General features: G+C 44.6%; 15 protein-coding genes and 1 pseudogene. 6 read left to right on the top strand and 10 right to left on the bottom strand.

The window, feature by feature from the left end:
• Window positions 1–120: 120 nt before the first annotated feature.
• On the bottom strand, window positions 121–432 hold the full coding sequence (locus tag DKT75_RS08690; RefSeq protein WP_109821425.1) for a transposase: 312 nt from the start codon (window positions 430–432) through the stop codon (window positions 121–123).
• 57 nt (window positions 433–489) lie between these two features.
• Here DKT75_RS08690 and DKT75_RS08685 point away from each other — a divergent pair, with 57 nt between their 5' ends.
• Window positions 490–1,173 (top strand): ATP-binding response regulator, encoded by a 684-nt coding sequence (locus tag DKT75_RS08685; RefSeq protein WP_146201344.1) that lies wholly within the window; start codon window positions 490–492, stop codon window positions 1,171–1,173.
• A gap of 11 nt (window positions 1,174–1,184) precedes the next feature.
• Here DKT75_RS08685 and DKT75_RS08680 read toward each other — a convergent pair whose 3' ends face one another.
• Complete coding sequence (locus DKT75_RS08680) at window positions 1,185–1,697, bottom strand: lipocalin family protein (RefSeq protein ID WP_109823030.1); 513 nt, start codon at window positions 1,695–1,697, stop codon at window positions 1,185–1,187.
• A 268-nt stretch (window positions 1,698–1,965) separates the two neighbouring features.
• Between DKT75_RS08680 and DKT75_RS08675 the strand changes: the two genes are divergently transcribed.
• Window positions 1,966–2,808, top strand: coding sequence for a TAXI family TRAP transporter solute-binding subunit (locus DKT75_RS08675; RefSeq protein WP_109823029.1), 843 nt, complete (start codon window positions 1,966–1,968; stop codon window positions 2,806–2,808).
• A gap of 78 nt (window positions 2,809–2,886) precedes the next feature.
• Here DKT75_RS08675 and DKT75_RS08670 read toward each other — a convergent pair whose 3' ends face one another.
• The 5 genes from DKT75_RS08670 to DKT75_RS08650 form a co-directional block, all read right to left on the bottom strand.
• On the bottom strand, window positions 2,887–3,708 hold the full coding sequence (locus tag DKT75_RS08670; protein ID WP_109823028.1) for a polysaccharide lyase family 7 protein: 822 nt from the start codon (window positions 3,706–3,708) through the stop codon (window positions 2,887–2,889).
• Window positions 3,709–3,778: 70 nt separating this feature from the next.
• Window positions 3,779–4,123 carry a 5-carboxymethyl-2-hydroxymuconate Delta-isomerase gene (locus tag DKT75_RS08665; protein ID WP_109823027.1) on the bottom strand — a complete coding sequence of 115 codons (345 nt, stop codon included), beginning with the start codon at window positions 4,121–4,123 and terminating at the stop codon, window positions 3,779–3,781.
• Window positions 4,124–4,191: 68 nt separating this feature from the next.
• On the bottom strand, window positions 4,192–6,327 hold the full coding sequence (locus DKT75_RS08660) for a heparinase II/III domain-containing protein (RefSeq protein ID WP_109823026.1): 2,136 nt from the start codon (window positions 6,325–6,327) through the stop codon (window positions 4,192–4,194).
• 190 nt (window positions 6,328–6,517) lie between these two features.
• Entirely contained in the window at window positions 6,518–7,300 is a 783-nt protein-coding gene (locus tag DKT75_RS08655; RefSeq protein WP_109823025.1) for a HalD/BesD family halogenase, read from the bottom strand.
• Between the two features lie 43 nt (window positions 7,301–7,343).
• A complete protein-coding gene (locus tag DKT75_RS08650; protein ID WP_109823024.1) occupies window positions 7,344–7,703 on the bottom strand; it encodes a hypothetical protein in 360 nt (119 codons plus the stop codon).
• Window positions 7,704–7,931: 228 nt separating this feature from the next.
• Between DKT75_RS08650 and DKT75_RS08645 the strand changes: the two genes are divergently transcribed.
• The 4 genes and pseudogenes from DKT75_RS08645 to DKT75_RS22255 all read left to right on the top strand — a co-directional run.
• The gene (locus DKT75_RS08645; protein ID WP_109823023.1) at window positions 7,932–9,026 is read left to right on the top strand and encodes a rhodanese-like domain-containing protein; all 1,095 of its coding nucleotides are present in this window, start codon (window positions 7,932–7,934) and stop codon (window positions 9,024–9,026) included.
• A complete protein-coding gene (locus DKT75_RS08640; RefSeq protein ID WP_109823022.1) occupies window positions 9,026–10,753 on the top strand; it encodes a PEP-utilizing enzyme in 1,728 nt (575 codons plus the stop codon). The genes DKT75_RS08645 and DKT75_RS08640 overlap by 1 nt, the downstream gene beginning before the upstream one ends.
• A 183-nt stretch (window positions 10,754–10,936) precedes the next feature.
• The gene (locus tag DKT75_RS08635; protein ID WP_109823021.1) at window positions 10,937–13,249 is read left to right on the top strand and encodes an Ig-like domain-containing protein; all 2,313 of its coding nucleotides are present in this window, start codon (window positions 10,937–10,939) and stop codon (window positions 13,247–13,249) included.
• 257 nt (window positions 13,250–13,506) lie between these two features.
• Window positions 13,507–13,965 (top strand): annotated as a pseudogene (locus tag DKT75_RS22255) (dioxygenase family protein); the annotation flags it as partial.
• A 32-nt stretch (window positions 13,966–13,997) separates the two neighbouring features.
• Here DKT75_RS22255 and DKT75_RS22425 read toward each other — a convergent pair.
• From DKT75_RS22425 to DKT75_RS08615, 3 genes are all read right to left on the bottom strand, one after another.
• Window positions 13,998–15,881, bottom strand: a complete 1,884-nt coding sequence (locus tag DKT75_RS22425; RefSeq protein ID WP_109823019.1) for a DUF3592 domain-containing protein — start codon at window positions 15,879–15,881, stop codon at window positions 13,998–14,000.
• Between the two features lie 69 nt (window positions 15,882–15,950).
• On the bottom strand, window positions 15,951–17,363 hold the full coding sequence (locus DKT75_RS08620) for a sensor histidine kinase (RefSeq protein ID WP_109823018.1): 1,413 nt from the start codon (window positions 17,361–17,363) through the stop codon (window positions 15,951–15,953).
• Window positions 17,364–18,038 carry a response regulator transcription factor gene (locus tag DKT75_RS08615; RefSeq protein WP_109823036.1) on the bottom strand — a complete coding sequence of 225 codons (675 nt, stop codon included), beginning with the start codon at window positions 18,036–18,038 and terminating at the stop codon, window positions 17,364–17,366. It abuts the gene before it with no gap.
• Between the last annotated feature and the right edge of the window lie 10 nt (window positions 18,039–18,048).

Raw genomic sequence — 18,048 nt, 5'->3', positions numbered from 1 at the left:
GTTTAAGGCGTTGTGGTGAAACAGTTTTAGATGGTTTGCACCAGTAACGGTAACTACTTCGGTTGACCGCCAATACTCGACATAAACGGCTGACACTGTGGCTCTCTTGCTGCTGACGGATCAGCGCAAACCTTTGATTGAGTCCTGCATCAAGAGAGCTGAAGCCTTTTTTAGGATGTCGTTATCGCCTTCCAACCGTTTGATTTTACGTTCAAGCTCACGAATTTTAAGTTGATCAGAGGTCAGTGGTGCAGCGCTAGAAAGCTGACCGTTACGCGCTTGTTTAAGCTGTCTTGCCCATTTATCGACCGTCGATTTTCCTAATCCTAAACTCTCTGAGACGTCCTTAACATTGCGCCCTTTATCGACGACCTCTTGAGCAACTTCAAGGCGGAACTCGGGTGAGTAGGTTGGTCTGGTTCGTTTTGTCATATTTACACCTGCTTAGTTAAAGTGAGTTTATCACCTCTAATCAGGTGGCCAAATTTAGTGTGCCACTACAGGTTTAGCGTCAGTGATGACGGAATCGGTATAAAGAACGCCGACATTGATAAGCTATTCAATCAATTATCTCAGTTAGACAGTGGCTCTGACAGAGCACATGGCGGAACTGGCCTTGGCTTAGTTATTGTGAGCAAACTTGCGGGGCTCATGAACGGTACGGTAGATGTCCAGAGCACTCACAATGAAGGCTCATGTTTTAGTGTTTACTTACCGCTAGTTAAAGCGACGGAAGAAGAATATTCGTCTACTCAGCCCGTTATTACTAAGAAGGCGTCTAGCAATAGTAACCAACTGATTGCAAAAATATTGCTAGTTGAAGATAACAAGATCAATCAAATGGTCGCCAAGAAGATATTAGAAAAAGCGGGAAGTGAAGTGACAGTCGCCAACAATGGACTGGAAGGGGTAGAAAAAATGCAAACACTCAAGTTTGATGCAGTGCTTATGGATTGTCAGATGCCTGTTATGGATGGCCTGACCGCGACGACTAAGATTAGAGAGTTTGACAACATCACACCTATTATTGCCCTGACGGCAAACGCTCAAGACTCTGACCGAGAAGCCTGCATGAAAGTCGGCATGAACGACTTTATAAGCAAACCCTTTAGACCCGATGCACTCTACTCAGCTATTAAAAACCAAATGGCTAAGGTGAGTGCTCATGCTTAATTATGCTTTGGTTACTGCTTTACAAATATCAACTTACTCGTATCAAAACCAATCTCTTTCGCTTGCTTAAGAAAGCTTGCCTTCACTTCTGGGCTGACTGTTTTATTTCGTGATAACAACCACAAGTACGACAAATCTGGCCCAGAGACAAAGGCATACTCGTACCCTTCTTTATCCAGATCAAACACCACATAAGAGCCATAAAACGGCCCAAAGAATGACACTTTCAAGTAGCCCGTTGTCGGATCTTGAACGAACTTCGCCTTACCGACCGCCTCGCTCCACTTATTCTTAGTCGTTGAGTAGCCACGGTTAACAACTTTCACGCTGCCGTTTGGGTTCAAGCTGTACTCTGCACTCACCTGCTCCAAGCCTCTTTCAAACGAATGATCTAGGCGAGCGACTTCGTACCACTTTCCAAGGTAGCGGTTTAGCTCAAAGTCTTTAACGGGCGCAACGCCTGCGGGCATACCTGTGCAAGCACTTAAAAATAATGCCGCTGCGATCACTAATAATTTTTTCATAACATCCTCACTGTTACACACGCATCGGCAGTTTACCGATAATATGAAGTAAGCTTACGAGTGAAAGTGTCAATCTAACGTGAAAGCAAATGAATACACTGCTAGTGCTTACAACACTGACTCATTAACTAAATGTGGAATCCTTTATTATCCCCGTCAAAACAATGATAATAAGAGCGTGATTGAAAACATAATATGCCTATGTTGGAGTCAGCTGTAGAAGCTGAAGGCTACGAATTCTGTAAATTTTATTAAAAGGAAACATTTTATGAAAATGACGCTTATTGCGTTGGCCTTAACACTGGCCTCGTCTCAAGTAATTGCCGAAGAAGTAGTGATCAGTACTGGAAGTCGCGGCGGCGCTTACCATGCAACTGGCGAACAACTGGCAACCATACTGAACGAATATGACTACGAAGCTAAGGCGTCAAAAAGCAACGGCTCAGTAGAAAATATTGGTCGTGTAGCGAACTTTGAAGTCACACTGGGCTTTGCTCAACTGGATGCAGTAGCTTGGTGGATGAAACGCCACCCAACCCAGGCTAAAAACTTCTCGGTACTGGGAAACCTATTTCCTGAGTGTGTCTACATCGCAGTCAACAAAGATGGCCCGATTGGAGATGAAGGTGATTTGCAGTCAGACAAAGGCAAAATCGCCGTCCAAAAGAAAGGCTCTGGCGCAGCAGTGACGTGGGAATACATGCGCGAACTCAATCCGGGTTACGCAAAGTCCCAAACCTTTTACAAAGGCGGCATGCAGGTATTAAGTCAATTGGCGAGCCAACCTGATGGTGAGGTCAATGCTTTCTTATGGGTGAGTAATCCAGAAAAATTAGATCAACGTTACCTAAAGACAGTATTGAACAATGACCAGTTAGAACTCATTAACGTCGACGACTGGGACTTGAACGACAAACACGAAGAACTGGGTCGCCCAATTTATCGCTTTGAAACGCCAGAAGTTAAGAAAGGGTTCCTTAACGACAAAGAAATTAAAACCATCTGCATGGACTCAGTCGTTATCGCTAGTAAAGCGGCAGACGAAGACATGGTAGATGATGTCGTCGACCTACTGGTTAACAACCGAAGCAGACTGTTCCCACCGAAGTAAGTGTTATAAGCGACTTTATAGAACCAACTAACCGGCGACAAACCGGTTAGTTGGATATCAATCTAGCGTGAATATTTCTTAACGCTCCACTCTTGAATAGCTTACATCCGTCATCGTCACTCGAGATTCAGTAATTCCAAAACTTGCGTAACACGCTAAGAACGAACTGGTGTCACCCGGCGTCCCACACTTAGCATTTCCCTCAGGGTTTTGTGACTGCAAGTAGTTACCAAACTTCAGGTATGACGAAGAGTCATCTTCAACATTTAACTCAAACGTTTTGCCAAACGCACCCACTGATACTAAACCGTAGTTGTTCACTACTTTAAGGACAAAGCTTCCGCCTGTTGTGATAGTCCCAAGCGCGAACTTCTCTTCAACTCCAGAGGTGTTACGTAGACGCACATAGACATCAAAGACACCATTAGATGCGGTGCTATCATCAAATCCGCTTTCGCTAGAGTCAGACACATAAACTTTCATGATTGTGCCAAGGTCACCAGCATGGTGCTGAGCAATGATGGTTTTACCGCCCGCAGACATATCGACTTTGATGTTTGCTTGAAACTGCTCATACGTGTCAGTCATAGCAACACGAAGGTCTTGTTGAATCTTATATTCGTGACGTAATCCGTTGCCATTTGGCGACGTATACTGTGCCTGCAATGGTAGGAATATCAGTGTTTTTGAGTTGACTAATGGGTCTGGATTAGAGCCTTCAAGCTCCCACAAACTACCATCAGTAATGCTACTTGGAATCGTGCCGCCACTTGATGCTGATTCTGTGGGTATAGAGGCTATTACCTCTGCTTTTTCTTCTACACTGCCGCAACCTGCTAAAGCCGCTGTACATAAAACCAAGACGGCAGCAGATAACCTGCTATTCGTAGATAACATCATTCTCTTTCCTTCTCCTTGTAAATAGCCCAAAACGGAATCAGTTAACTGACTCCGTCCGGTATTCTAATCTTTAAAGCTTTTTCTTACTAAATCCGACGCCTTTTTCAAGGTCGCAAACATCCATTCCAATCGTTTCAACATCTGGGAACATTTCAGCCAGCGCGGTAATCACTGCCTTTGAAAGTGCCAGCTTTTGCTCTTTGGTTCGACCTTCTAAGATGCTAGCAAATACGTGGATAGACTCCACCTTCTTTCCGCCCATGAAGCTGTTGCTAAATGGAACTAAACGAACTTGAATATTGCTCTCACCGAATAACTCAGTCGAGTTGGCCGCTTTATGAACGTGTAAGTTAATCGCTTCCGCATCATGGGTCGACAACAGGCTTTCAGAACAATCAATAACGAAATGTGGCATGTAAACTCCTAATATGATGTAGATAGCCAGAGAGCATCACGCCCTCTGGCCCATCTATAAGTGACTAATTAAGCCTTTGGCTCAACAGCAAAGTAACCTGTCCAGCTGTACGTTACACCACCAAACTCAGCGGTTGCTTGAGTCTGCTCAGTAACATCTGGGCTGTTGTTAACCATTACTAACAATGAAACATCGTCACCGATGATTTCAACAACCGTCGCAGCATCGCTATAACCGATAACATTGACAGCCGTAAACTTACCCGTCGCGCCGTTACATACTTCAGTCGACTCATCAAAGAAACCGTGAGTCTCAACAACACTTGCGAACAAGCTGTCTTTCGCTTGGCGACGAAGCACTAAGCTAGTCTCGCTACGAAGGTTGAAGTCAGGATCATTTGCACCTGTACGTGTGAAGAACAATGTCTCATCAGAAGATGAAGCGCTCAACCATGTGTAGAAGCTCTCACCTTGCAACCAAGTCACAAGCGTTGTGTCTGCATCCGCAGCACCCTGTGCTTCATTCCAAATATGCTGGTAACCGAAGTCAGAACCTAGAGTGTTTAGCGTAGAGTGCTGCTTCACATCTGAGTTAGTACGGATGATCTGGCCACTGTACTGAATCGCATAGTCATATTGGTGTGACGCTTCACTATCCAAACGGAATAGATCAACCAATAACGGGTGCTCTAGTGTTTCATGCTCAACCAATAACACAGAACGCTGCTGATCAACGCCAGGATAGTAGTCACGTGCAAATGCACTAACCGCTTGAATCGGAGCATTACCCGTGAAGAAGTGAGGCTCACAATGCTTGCTATCTGCTAGCTTCACATTGAAGTCATTCTGACACTTCTCATCAACCGTTACTAAGTTGTGAGCAATTGTTTGACGTGCGTATGACTTGTTCTCGTCTAGGTAACGACCACCAAATTTGTGCTCAACGTTAACCCAACGGCCATAACCGTACTCACGTAGCACTTCTTGGTTGTTGTTGAAGAACGTCATGCCAAGACCGTCAAAGTTACCGTGACCCATACCGTGCTGACCGTAAGCCATCACGACTTGAGAAATGTCACCATTAGCATTTTGTGAACGGATAAATGCTTGTGCACCACGATCGCCATTAGGGCCTTCGTTTAGCTCAACACTTGGTAGGCAAGGTAGCTCAACATTGTCTTGTGCTTCATAAGACTCTGACAGTGCTGCACCACAACCACTCACCCAAAGGCGGCCCTGTAGTTTTGCAATACCGTAGATGTTCTTATCTTCAGGGTAGTGTTTCGCATACAAACTTACCGCTGTAACCACACCTTCATCGCTGTAACCCATTGTCTTAGACGCATCATTCAATGCTGGGAATACACCATTTGGATATGCCGAAGAAAGCATCGCTTGAATTGTCTTACCGATAACCTGACCTTTGAAGTTAAAGATATCTAACTCAGGACGGTAGCGCTGCGTGATCTCTGCCAATAGGCATAATGGACGGATCGCATAACGGTGGTAGTAAGGACCTTCAATGTAGTAGCCAGACGGTGCAAACAACTTGCTTATCTGTGCAAGGAAACCACCCGTTACGTCATCATTCAACAAACCGTGAATAGATAGATCGATATACTTCTCTTGCCCAATAGCAGCACCGATAGCCGCAACACCTGCAACCGCCCAAACACCGTGGTTATGAATACGGTCGAAATCGTGATCATACTTAACTGTCGCTACTTCAAGCATAGGCTCGAACAACTTAGTGATGATGTGCTGACGCTGCTCTTCTGACAACCACGCGCTAATGCAGCTGTAACCCAAACCAACGAAAAGCATCCATACGTGCTCGTTTAGCATCTGGTGGAAGAAACGACCTGGAGGGTTAGTGTTCTTCTGTTCGTGGAAGTCCATTCCAAGATACTTATCAGCGTAGCCAGTAATTAGGTCTGCCGTAAACTGAGCGTACTTCTCTTCACCAGTGATAAGGAACAAACGACCTGCCTGGTCGATGTATTTCGCGTTAGCTGTGTGCTTGTTATGTGCGTAACCGCCTGCAGGGCTGTGACCCGGAACATCAATGCCAAGTGCCATGAACTTATCTGTATCGAGAATAAGTTCCTTAAGGCTTTTGCCCATTAAGCTATCTTTGCCAAGCTCTTTCTGGATAGCTTCGATTTCTTGTTGATTCATTAAAACAGGTTTAGTACTTGAAGACATTGATGTTCCCACGGTTTAAAAAAATGATGGCAGTAAAAAATAAGAGTATTTTACTTTTGCCCTGCACTATTTAACTAGTACATAAGGTATCTAATAATAAACTGCCTGAGGTCTTAAGTACATGGAGCTGATGAAATTTGGTGCAAGATCAACTTGTTGGGTACGCTGAACGCCTATATTGCATGACGAACTACGCTAAACGACCGTAAAAAGTCATTCGTGCAGACTCTGACAACTCAACACCTTGCTGACCGTTGTAAGCCAAAACAACCAGCATACGCGTGGTATCACCTTCCGTAGGTGTCACCCGATGCATAGAGTTTCGACCGCGAAATAGCACCAATGACCCTTCTTCAATAGCCAAGGTTTGAACAGGCACTTCACCTTTTAATATGTGCTCTACGCCTTCAAAATTCATCTCACCGTTATCAGCATCACGAACATCTTTCACATACTCAAATGCGCCACCGCCAACAGACTTCTGAATCATCATAGTGATCGCAAATGAGGAGTTATCGAAATGCCAACCAAGCTCCTGCCCTTCACTGGCAAAGTGCACATTGATCGATGACAAAGGATCTGCGTATTCATACAGTGCTGCTTCACCGAGCACATCACAAAGAAACGACTTAAATGCTGCGGAGTCATACAAAGTATGTAACGGAGAATCCAGAGAAACTTGATCGTCGGTGATGCAGCCTTTACTCGAAGTGACTTCAATATTACGCGGGTGAGTCATGGAATAATCAGCATCAGGAGGCGTCAAAAACATATTGTGACTCTGCTTACAAAACCACGCTAAATGTTGATTCTCAGCGCTTTGTGCTTTGACTTGAGAGATCGCGGCATCTGTAAAGAAATTGGGTAGAACCAAAGCACCCTTATCATCCAACTGAGCTTTGCAATTTGCGCGAAACTCACGATCATCGATAGGATGTTTATTCGTATTGATAATATTTGATAACGTCTGCATATCGTCCTTTTAATTATCCAAAACACTGTTACTGTTAAAGCACTTAATCAAAAAACACCCAAATTCTTTGATCAGAGCCTGAGTAAGCATATTTAATTTCGGATAAGTGACCCGCTAAAGCGACTGGACTTACCTCGGTGTCTTCCCATGAGCTTTCATATGACCAGTTAACCGCTAACTGCTTCAAGCCTTCAGTATCAACCGTCGATAATCTTTCAGAAAAGCTACTAGACAATAACCACAAATTATCATTTTGAGTGGAGCTTCCACTTTTAAAACAACTTAGCAGTTCGCCTATATTGTCTTTGGTAAAGTTACCGCCACCAAGAATCGACGTTTCAGGGACTTCATCAAGGCGACTGAAAGAACAATCATCTGCTTCCGTAAAGAAAGTTGCATTCATACGTTACCCTCTAGGTATCAACATAAAACGGTCATTATTTAGCAGGTATTTTAACAGAGAAAACTCAAGAACTATCAAATTTCGCCATTCCAACTCAACGTTCGTTCTAGGTCATTTGTATCGTTTTTGTAAAAAATACCAACATCAGAGAACATAGCCTAAAATAAACGGTCAATACGATTAATAACTCTGCAAAGAGGTCATTAACCAACGACACATAGGGATAGCATGAAAACACCAATACTACTGATGGGTCTAGGCCTGCTATTAGCCAGCTTACCCGCTCATGCCATTCCACCACCTGATGCGGTTATCTCTCTTTGGCAGTCGCTGTTACAGTTTTTAGGGGTCGCCTCAGTCTTTATTGGTGGGGCCATTTTTAGTGTGCGTCAGTTTTTTGGTCACTACATTGTCGGCTGGAAACGCACAGCCTTTTACCTATCATTAGCCACTATTTTTATCGTTATTTTATGGGTTACATTTGGTTCTAAAATTGCCAAAGCGGAAACACCTAAACCCGACTTTGTCAGCGGTGAACTCATCCCTATTAAACAACTCGTCAAGCGTGAAAGTGATGATTGGATACGCGAGTGGAAGCTAGACACCATCGATGAAATGAAAGATGAGTTAAACCTCGCAAGGAAGCGCAAAGGTTTAGCTGAAGTACCGTTTAGTACCGTGCAGTCCTTCTCACCTAAAACACTGAACAGCCTTATTGAATCACGCAACAGCCAAGTGTATGTATTGGATATTCGTGAAGGTTATGAGCAATCTCGCTTCGGCATAAAGGCTAATGGCACTGCGCGTTATGGCGACATTGTTAATAATGTCATCCCTCAAGACTTACCAAAGGATGCGGTGATTGTTGTGTTATGTCACTCTGGTTTACGCGGATATTTGGGCGCTACCTTACTTAAAAATGCAGGGTTTAAACGCGCTGCATTTTTGCAAGATGGGCTAGCAGAATGGAATAAACAAGCGTTCCCTATTACAGGGACTGCTGATTACAAAGCTAAAAAACGCTGGTTGCCTACAGCCAAACAAGCTCGCTCTGTAAATGCTATCAAAGTGCAAGTAGACTCAGAGGGCAGTAAAGCCGTTCGCAACCTTCCTGACCTGATCAACCTACCGTACGAAACGGCTGCAACTAAAGACCTGCTAGAAATTATCCAAGCCTCACAGCAACTGCCAGTATTGTTAGTATGTAATACGTATGGTGGCTGTTTTCACACGACTAATTTTGCATGGTTAATTGAGCATCATGGTGGAAAAGTGGCAGGTGTTTACGATGAAACAGGCGAACATATGGTCAACTTTTTCTAATGTCAGATTTCGAGCAGCAAGGCGCTAAGCCTAGCAAATACAGCACGCTTAAACAGGCTCAAGAAGCAGGTTTAAATGTGCCTAAAAGCATTCTGTTAAACGCCGCTGACTTGATTGAAAACGATATTGAAAGATTTTTGAGTGACTCAAGCAGTCAGCTCTTTATCGTGAGAAGTGCCAATTTAGCGGAAGATGGTAGTGATTTTTCACTGGCAGGACACTTCTGGAGTTCAGAAGCCGTCAGTAAATCGGACGTAAATAGCACTATTCAATTAGCGGCCGTAGAAAACGGCAAAATACTAGCCTCTTTGAGCTTAGAACACGCACCTCTACTGATTTTGCAAGAGTACATCGAACACACGGTTGGTGGTGTATTGTTCAGTCCTTGGGGATTCTATCCTGACTATGCGTATGTCGAATACTCAGAGTCAGGTGTAAAAAGTGTCGTTGAAGGTGAAGACAGTCACCCTGCTGTTTTGTGTATAGACGAGAAGCAAAATGATCCGCTAGCGTTACCCGAAACACTCTCTCATCTCAAACCTTTGCTAAGCGCTTTATGTCAGCAGTTGCGCCAACTATTCCCTTTTCCAATCGACTGCGAATGGGCTTATGACGAGTCACAGCAATGCATTGTAGTACTCCAAGTCAGACCTCAAACTCATCTGATTGGACCTGTTTTGCCCTACAGTAAACTTCAACAATCAAAACCTGCAGGCAATAGTTCTGCACTTGATAATGGACAATGGGAATTCACCGCACTTTCCGAAAGTCTGGGACGGTTATCGCCACTGTCGTTTAGCTTATTAGAGCAACTTTATGCAGACGCAACCACGACACTTCAGTTACTTGGTTGCAAAGCAGAGTCCGTTAACTTTATGCATTACGCGCCGGATGGCTCTGTTTTAGTTGACGCGAAGCTTGAACAGCAATTCTTTAGAATGACCTTATTCGGTGGTTTTAAGCGAGGCTTACAACAAACACAGCTACTGACTGAAGCACTACAAGTAATGAGTGAATACCAAACGGATAACACCTTTTCGTATGACACCTTACAAGCTCTATTTAAGTATTGGCTAGCGGCGAATGTATTGAGTAATGGCGCAGGTAGGCACCAAGTCTCTAAAGATCACGCGGCTATCCATGCCTATGAATTGAGCTGGCCAACCTCACTGTTAGAACCTATAACACCCGATGATCGTTCATGGGCATCGATAAATAGCTGGGGACGTAACCTGTTTTTATTTGAGTTAAATAAGCTTAAACATGACTTGGCTCATGACTCAAAAACTCACCCTTACCAAACCTTTTTAACTTGGTCGGAGTTTACAAAGCAAGAGCATGCTCTGGGTGAGCAACGCCAACATACCCAAGCCCTTGGTGCGTTTTATGACCATGCACTTATATCTGATAATGACACCAATGAAACTCACGCATTAAGTACCACCAAGCCTGTTCAAGGGCAACTACTCATCATCACAAACCCTGCTCAGTTTACTGGCAACATCGCTGAAAGCTGCATTTTAGTAGCGCCCTATTTTGATAATCGCTGGGTAAGTAAAATTGAGTCGTTACAAGGCATAATCGTCAACAGAGGGAGTCGGTTATCGCACTCCGCCATTGTTGCGCGAGAGCACGGGATTCCGTATTACGTGATGTCTGGGTTAGACCTACACACGCTATCGACTGGCCAACAAATCACTTTAGATGCTGGAAAAATAGAGCAATAGCCTGCTATTAATACACCAACTTCATTAACTTATTGGACTGTTCGGTAATTGCTATGCCGACGGGCTTTATGGGTAATGACTTGCCTTTTATCAGAAAGCCACGCCCACTAGCTTAACCTTAGCTAGTAGCTTATCTCATTGATTTTTATGCTATCTCTATAAACAATAGCTAGGGATAAGCGCATGATAATCAAAAAAATAACAGTAACTTCAATCGTGGTCATGATGTCATGGTCAAACTCACTTCTCGCCGCCCCAGATACCGAGGGTGAATGGAGTGCAGTACTCGATTGGCCGCTCATCGCTATTCATGCCGTTATGACTCCACAAGGTAATATTTTTACTTGGGGAACTGACGAAGCTGGTGTCCAAGGTGCTCAATTTAGTTACGACCTTTGGAACCCACAACAAGGCACAGGCGCAGCATCTCATAACACATTAACCAATACACTTGGCGTTGATTCATTCTGCTCTGCTGCCGTTATGTTGCCAGAGTCAGGTGACATTTTGATGTCTGGTGGTGATGCCCGCCCCCAAGGTGCGACCAACTCAGGTATCAACTCTGCACCTATTTTTGATACAGGTAATAACACGCTTAGCAGTGCAATGGATATGAATGCAGAGCGCTGGTACCCCACTTCAATCACATTACCCAACGGCGAAATACTCCTTAACGGTGGTCGTGATGGACAGAACCGCACAGTCGCAACGCCTGAAATATACTCACCTTCTTCTAATAGCTGGCGCTCTTTGCTTGGTATAAATACAGCAAGCTATGGCTATTGGTATCCACGTAACTGGATTATTCCTGATGGACGTGTATTTGGCATTCAAAACAAGTCGATGTACTACCTTTCAACAACGGGTAATGGCTCGCTTCAGGATGCGGGAGATCTGCCCAACGTTTCGTTTGGTAACACCTCGACCCAAGTGATGTACGAGCCGGGTAAAATCCTTCAAGTGTCAGGTAATGGCACAGGCGCTATTGTAAATGGTGCTGTATTGATAGATGTAAACGGTACAACACCTGTTGTGCGTGAGACAGAGCGACCTTCGCAAGTAGGTCGTCGCTGGTCCAACTCAGTCGTACTACCTAACGGCAAGGTTTTACTATCAGGTGGCTCACAAACTGCAAACCAACTCGTTGGCGTTGCCTACCGTCCTGAGATTTGGGATCCAGCGACAGAGAAATGGTCTTTAATGTCGGCAGGACAGCGCTCACGACTGTATCACTCAACCGCCCTATTGCTTAAAGATGGCCGCGTATTAGTTGCTGGCGGCGGCGCTCCAGGCCCAGAAGTAAATACCAATGCTGAGATATTCTCGCCACCTTATTTATTTGATGGCTCTGAACTTGCAGCGCGCCCAACAATTAATTTCGCGCCTGATGAAGCCCCATATGGCACAGAAGCTTTTGTAGCTCACCCTGCAACAGACACGATAAGTCGAGTGACCTTAATCAAAACAAGTGCTGTGACGCATTCATTCAACATGGAACAGCGCTTTATAGAGCTGGATTTCTCTGACACCACAGGCGGCATTCGAGTCAATCTACCGGAGTCCAATACTATCGCGACACCGGGGCATTACATGATGTTCTTGATCGATAATAAAGGCGTCCCATCTGAAGGCCATATTATTCGCCTGTCAGCTTCAGCGACTTATAGCGAACCTGTTTACCCTGTTGCTTTGACAGAAACTGAGAGCGCGCAAGCTGGCGTACCTATTACCTTAAATGTATTAGCAAACGATATTGGTACCAACCTTAGCGTCACGGCTTACAACCAATACTCAGCACAAGGCGGGACAATTACTCAAAGTGGTAATCAATTGATCTACACAGCCGCTGCGAGCTTTAGTGGCGAAGACAATTTCTGGTATGTGATTACGGATACCTATGGTCGAACAAACAGCGCCAAGGTAACACTTAACGTCTCCAATAGTTCGACTAACCCTGTGCCTCTGGGTGTTGCTGATAACGCAAGTACAGGCTCTGGTAACAGCATTACAGTTGATGTTTTAGCGAACGATATTGGTAATGATTTAGCATTGAATACACCAAATATTTGGTCTCTAAATGGCGGGACAGTAGCCCTCAGTGGTAACCGCGTAAGTTACACTGCTTCAAGCAGCTTCACGGGTGAAGACAAGGTTTGGTACACCTTCACTGATGTTGAAGGTCGTACAAGTTGGGGACTGTTAACCATCACAGTAACAGGTGATACCCCTTACCCTGTCGGTATTGTAGATAATGTAACGGCATCAAGCGGTCAGACAACAACCATTGACGTGTTAGCAAACGATATAGGTTCTGGACTACAGCTCAACACACCCAATGCTTATTCTTTGAACGCAGGCGATATTGTGCTGACTGAAAACAAGCTCAACTACACGCCAAAGGAAGATTTTACGGGTGAAGATAAGCTTTGGTATACGTTTAGTGATTCATTAGGAAGAACCAACTGGGGAGAAGTAGTGATTACTGTTGAAAATTAACTGCCCCCTTGTACTTCAAAGTTTACTCAACGCCTAAATCAACTAGGTGCAAAACCTAAGACAATGGCCGATCCTCTTGGATTGGCCATTGTTGTTTATGACGCATCTAAAATGTATAAACCAATGACCTAGTAGCAACTCATCTGAAACCTCCTCTCCCCACTCACGTATTCACATAATAAATGAATGTTTATTATGACTGAGGCGCTGATTCCGATACTTTAGACGGTAAGATACAAACGCACTCGGAGTTAACTATGAAATATTCAAACCATTCACGTCGTGGCTTTATAGCCAGCATGGCCTCAGTAATGGGTGGTTTATTTATTACTCGGAGCGTTCACGCAAGAGACTTAACACCACGAACAACAGACGGGCCATTTTACCCACGACCTTCTATGCGCTTCGCTGACGTGGATAATGACCTTGTAAAAATCGAAGGCGCTGTGCGTGAAGCTGGTGGTGAGGTTTTCTACCTGAAAGGCGTACTCTCTGATAAGCAAGGCAGACCACTTGCTGGACATCGTATTGAAATCTGGCAAAGCGATGTGAATGGTAAATACCTACACACGGGTGATAACCAATCAACCCCGTATGACCAAGGGTTTCAGGGCTTTGGACACGACATTACGGATGCCAATGGCGCTTATCAATTCCGCACCATAAAACCAACTGAATACCCGGGGCGTACGCCACATATTCATGTGAAAGTGCTTAGTGCAGACCGAGAATTGCTCACAACACAGTTCTACATTAAGAACCATCCAATCAACACCCGAGATGGTTTGTTTAACTGGATGTCGGCCGCAGAGCAGGAAAGGGTTTCTATGGGGTTTCGCAATGGCGAGTCAGGTGTTGAGGCATTAGTGAATATTGTCGTCTGACTTGTAGTCGCGTCAGAGTGAACACTATCCTCTATTGCTGAGTGATGTTTTACGTTTGGCAGACTTAGCTTTTCACGCAAATACGCCTCAACAGTATTTGCCGCAGCCTGACCATCGACCTGCTTCGCTAAAGGCAGTTTTTCGCCCGAATGCAACAACGCCAGTATAGAGAAATGAACCGTATGCTTATTGCCACTCTGCGAGCGCATCACTTCTTTCTGCTCAATGCCTTCAATCTCTGAGAACGGTACTTCCTCGTTTTTAGTAGTGATACACAACAAGCCTGTTTTGACATTCAACGTTCTATTTTTGAATACTACTGTCAGCGAAGATAACAATGCTTTAACAGTAAATACCAACATTAGCGTGGCGATAGAGAAAATAACCCAGTAAAGAAACGAAGGCATTTCATCTTTAAACACACCCAACAATGCCTGCATAAACAACGCCACAAAGATCATGATCATTTTATTCATCGGCTTATAAAACATCGGATAATGAATACTCACCTCACCACCCTGCTCTTGTAACGGCAAAGAGTTTTCAAGGTCGGTTTCCTGTTTATTATCCATTAAAGCCTGTGGCACTTTGTAGCTAATAGTCGACTGTTGCTTAGTTTCATACACAGGTATGTCAAATGATCGCTTGAACTTGATCTCTTCAGACTCAACCTCTACGCGCCACTGATGCCAACTATCGTTTTTATCCAGCTCTGTTTCAGGTAATCCCTCGGGGACATCAACACTAAACTCGATACCTGCGCCAGCACCAAGCACACAGTTATTAGCAAAGGTATCCGCTTCCCATACCATGCTCTCTCTGAGGCTTCTGTTTTTTCCAGAGCCTGAGTAATGCTTACGTACGCAAATCACTTTCACTGAATAAAACGCCAACTCAGAGGCGTTGTTATTTAAAACAATTTTCCCACCGATCTGTCCGCCAATAGAGCCAGGAAACGGCGTCAGTGTGAGCGGTGTTTTTCCAAAACGTTTGCTCTGTGTGACTGCCTTAGCGGTGATATAAATAAGGTACACACCGATAATAGGAAACAGCGCGAATAATAAGCAGACGATTAATGGCAACTCTTCGTAGATTTTCTCTGCGCCCAAAATGACCGCTGGCCATGTGATTAGATTCCAAAACACGCTAAAAAACAGCAAACCGTACATCTCAAGCTTTGCGTTTGAATAGATCTTGTTAGCGGCCCATTCAGGCTTGCTAGTCCACGGTTTTTCGTGACTTTCAGCGGTGACAATACGCTTATCGCCACGCCAGCCAAACCACATAGCCCCCACACCGACCATGCCAAACAAAACGCCAAATATAGACATAAAGCCGACCATACCCCAACGTATTGAACGGTCAATAATGGACTCCTGAGGGTTGTCGGGGTTGTAATAAACCGTGACTAAGTTATCTGAGTTACGCAGCTTTCTACCCATGTCTTGATGATAGCTACCCACGTTATCGCTACCCGAGTATAAGGAAACTCGGTCGCCTTCGTACACGCGCCCATTTACTGGGTAGGTGTAGTCTGCGATGACTTTATAAGTCGTTGAATCACCTTGGTAGTACTTCACTTCTGAGGAAAGTAACTTGGCTTCAACAGGTTCCCAAAACTGCATACGAGCAGCGTTGTAAAACGGTGTTGCTAGCATGGCAATTAGCACATAAAGCGCTGGGGCGGCAAAGCAAGCCCCAAAGAAAATGAGAAACCACGAACGCTTTGTTTTAGTTTGAGAACCCATGCCAAGGTACCTGTTTTTATTATAGTTATTAGGTACGGAGTATAACTGAACTGAATTTATGTAGACAAACTAGCTGACCGTTGGAAACCCCATACAAACCAACAACCCCGGTTCATTATCCAATAACGTAATGTCAGCATTATGCAGCTCAATAATCGCCTTAACCAAAGACAGCCCTAAGCCAGTTCCACGCTTATCTGTTCGGCTTCGATCACCCTGATACAAACGCTCAAAAACATGCTCACGATCAGCTTCTGGTATGCCTGAACCATTGTCAGATACCTGCAATCTCACCTGCTCACCATCACTCACGCAGTGAATAACAATGGCCGTTCCCTCTGCACAATACCGAATCGAGTTCTCAATCAGGTTCGCCATCATTTGAATCAACAACTCTTTATCGCCGTTGATCATTAACGGAGGTTGGCTCTCAGCTTGGGCGTTCACTTCGAAGCGCAACGACATACCCGAGTCCTGCGCAACTTCCGCATAAATATCCATGACGGTATTGATTAAGTCATTCATATTTAGTGTCGTGAAATGTGCTCGACGCGCCCCACCCTCAATCTGCGCGATTCGCAACAGTGCATTAAACGTTTCAGTGATTTGACCTGACTCTTCATACGCATCATTCAAGGCCACCATTGCATCCTTGCCTTGCTCCGTCTGGTCTAGCGCGGTGATAAGGTCATGCCGCAAGCGGGAAATGGGGGTTTTCAACTCGTGAGCAATATTGGCTGAAATGTCCGTCATTGCTGACATGGAAGTTTCAAGGCGAGCCAACATCGTATCTATTTGTGCGCTGACATGCGCCAAGTCGTTATTTTTATCAGTGGGGCCAATCCGCTGTTTCAGATCACCCTGAGCGGCATGCTTTAACACATGCTCAATAGTACGGATTTGGTGATACGAACGATTCGCTAGATAGATAACGAGTAGCGTGGTGAAAAATAGCGAGATTAGGCCGTTAAACAAAAAGGAGGATACAACGATATCCATAATTTCTTGGTCGTTGTCATTGCTCTCTGCAACAACAAACACCAAACCATCTTCGTGCTTCACCAATAAGCGGTAGTGATCATCGTCATGATCTAATTCTTTGTTACTAAATCCTTCCTTTCGAAAGATCCTATTTTTCTTTGATTCTAAATCACGCTTAGGAAAGACGAGGAAAAACTCATTGCCGAAGTTTACTTGGTTCAGTGTTCTTGGCTCTGATGAGTATTGTTCATCGGAGTCACTATTGGATTGCTGCTGAACCAAAAGACCCATTTTTTGCTTAAGGCCGTCATCCATTCGCTCAACCAGCGCACCTTGCACCGATAGATAGGTAACAATAGACAGTAGCAACAGGCTGATTAGAAAAATACTGATATTGAGCACACCCTGCTGGATGGCACTCGATCGTTGCAGATTGGTTCTATAACGCAATAGGGTTCGAGTAGACACCGAACCGAACTTTTTGAACACTGAAAGCAACATCTAACTTACTTCCAGCTTGTAACCCGCCCCTCTGACCGTCTTCAAAAGTTGACTATCAAATGGCTTATCTAGTTTGTCTCGCAGACGACTAATGTGGGTTTCAACAACGCTAGTTTTAGGGTCAAAGTGAATGTCCCATACTTTTTCCAGCAGCATGTTTTTAGTAATCACTCGACCAGGATTACGAATGAATATTTCTAAAATTTTGTATTCTTTGGGTAATAGGTCCAGCACTGTGCCAGCACGCAACACTTTACGCTCAGCAACATTCATCACGATATCGGCATAGCTTAATGTCAGCTCTTCACCTTGTATGGGAGGGCGACGACCTAAGGCCGCAACGCGTGCGAGTAGCTCTGGAAAGGCAAAAGGCTTGGTGAGGTAATCATCTCCGCCTGCTTCTAAACCGTCAACACGGTCATCGACCCCGCCAAGGGAGGTGAGAAATAATACCGGTAATGCAAGATTCGCTGATCTCATTGCTTTGACTAAGGAGAGCCCATCGACTCCCGGAATCATTCGATCAATGACGCCTACGTCATAAGACTCAGTGACGCTGGCGGCCAAGGCAATACTGCCGTCACTGATGTGATCAACAGTATGCCCAGCACTTAATAGTCCTTGCTTGATGTAGTCAGCAAGTTTTTGATCATCTTCTACCAGCAATATATGCATGTCACTTTTC

Source organism: Leucothrix arctica (genome assembly GCF_003172895.1).
GTDB classification, from domain to species: domain Bacteria; phylum Pseudomonadota; class Gammaproteobacteria; order Thiotrichales; family Thiotrichaceae; genus Leucothrix; species Leucothrix arctica.
Note: the sequence above shows the minus strand (reverse complement) of the source record. Positions and strands in the feature narration are given on the sequence as shown.

Excerpts from the sequence above, each read along its gene's own strand:
- DKT75_RS08690 (WP_109821425.1), bottom strand. The coding sequence starts at position 432 with ATGACAAAACGAACCAGACCAACCTACTCACCCGAGTTCCGCCTTGAA.
- DKT75_RS08680 (WP_109823030.1), bottom strand. The coding sequence starts at position 1,697 with ATGAAAAAATTATTAGTGATCGCAGCGGCATTATTTTTAAGTGCTTGC.
- DKT75_RS08675 (WP_109823029.1), top strand. The coding sequence starts at position 1,966 with ATGAAAATGACGCTTATTGCGTTGGCCTTAACACTGGCCTCGTCTCAA.
- DKT75_RS08670 (WP_109823028.1), bottom strand. The coding sequence starts at position 3,708 with ATGATGTTATCTACGAATAGCAGGTTATCTGCTGCCGTCTTGGTTTTA.
- DKT75_RS08665 (WP_109823027.1), bottom strand. The coding sequence starts at position 4,123 with ATGCCACATTTCGTTATTGATTGTTCTGAAAGCCTGTTGTCGACCCAT.
- DKT75_RS08660 (WP_109823026.1), bottom strand. The coding sequence starts at position 6,327 with ATGTCTTCAAGTACTAAACCTGTTTTAATGAATCAACAAGAAATCGAA.
- DKT75_RS08655 (WP_109823025.1), bottom strand. The coding sequence starts at position 7,300 with ATGCAGACGTTATCAAATATTATCAATACGAATAAACATCCTATCGAT.
- DKT75_RS08650 (WP_109823024.1), bottom strand. The coding sequence starts at position 7,703 with ATGAATGCAACTTTCTTTACGGAAGCAGATGATTGTTCTTTCAGTCGC.
- DKT75_RS08645 (WP_109823023.1), top strand. The coding sequence starts at position 7,932 with ATGAAAACACCAATACTACTGATGGGTCTAGGCCTGCTATTAGCCAGC.
- DKT75_RS08640 (WP_109823022.1), top strand. The coding sequence starts at position 9,026 with ATGTCAGATTTCGAGCAGCAAGGCGCTAAGCCTAGCAAATACAGCACG.
- DKT75_RS08635 (WP_109823021.1), top strand. The coding sequence starts at position 10,937 with ATGATAATCAAAAAAATAACAGTAACTTCAATCGTGGTCATGATGTCA.
- DKT75_RS22425 (WP_109823019.1), bottom strand. The coding sequence starts at position 15,881 with ATGGGTTCTCAAACTAAAACAAAGCGTTCGTGGTTTCTCATTTTCTTT.
- DKT75_RS08620 (WP_109823018.1), bottom strand. The coding sequence starts at position 17,363 with ATGTTGCTTTCAGTGTTCAAAAAGTTCGGTTCGGTGTCTACTCGAACC.
- DKT75_RS08615 (WP_109823036.1), bottom strand. The coding sequence starts at position 18,038 with ATGCATATATTGCTGGTAGAAGATGATCAAAAACTTGCTGACTACATC.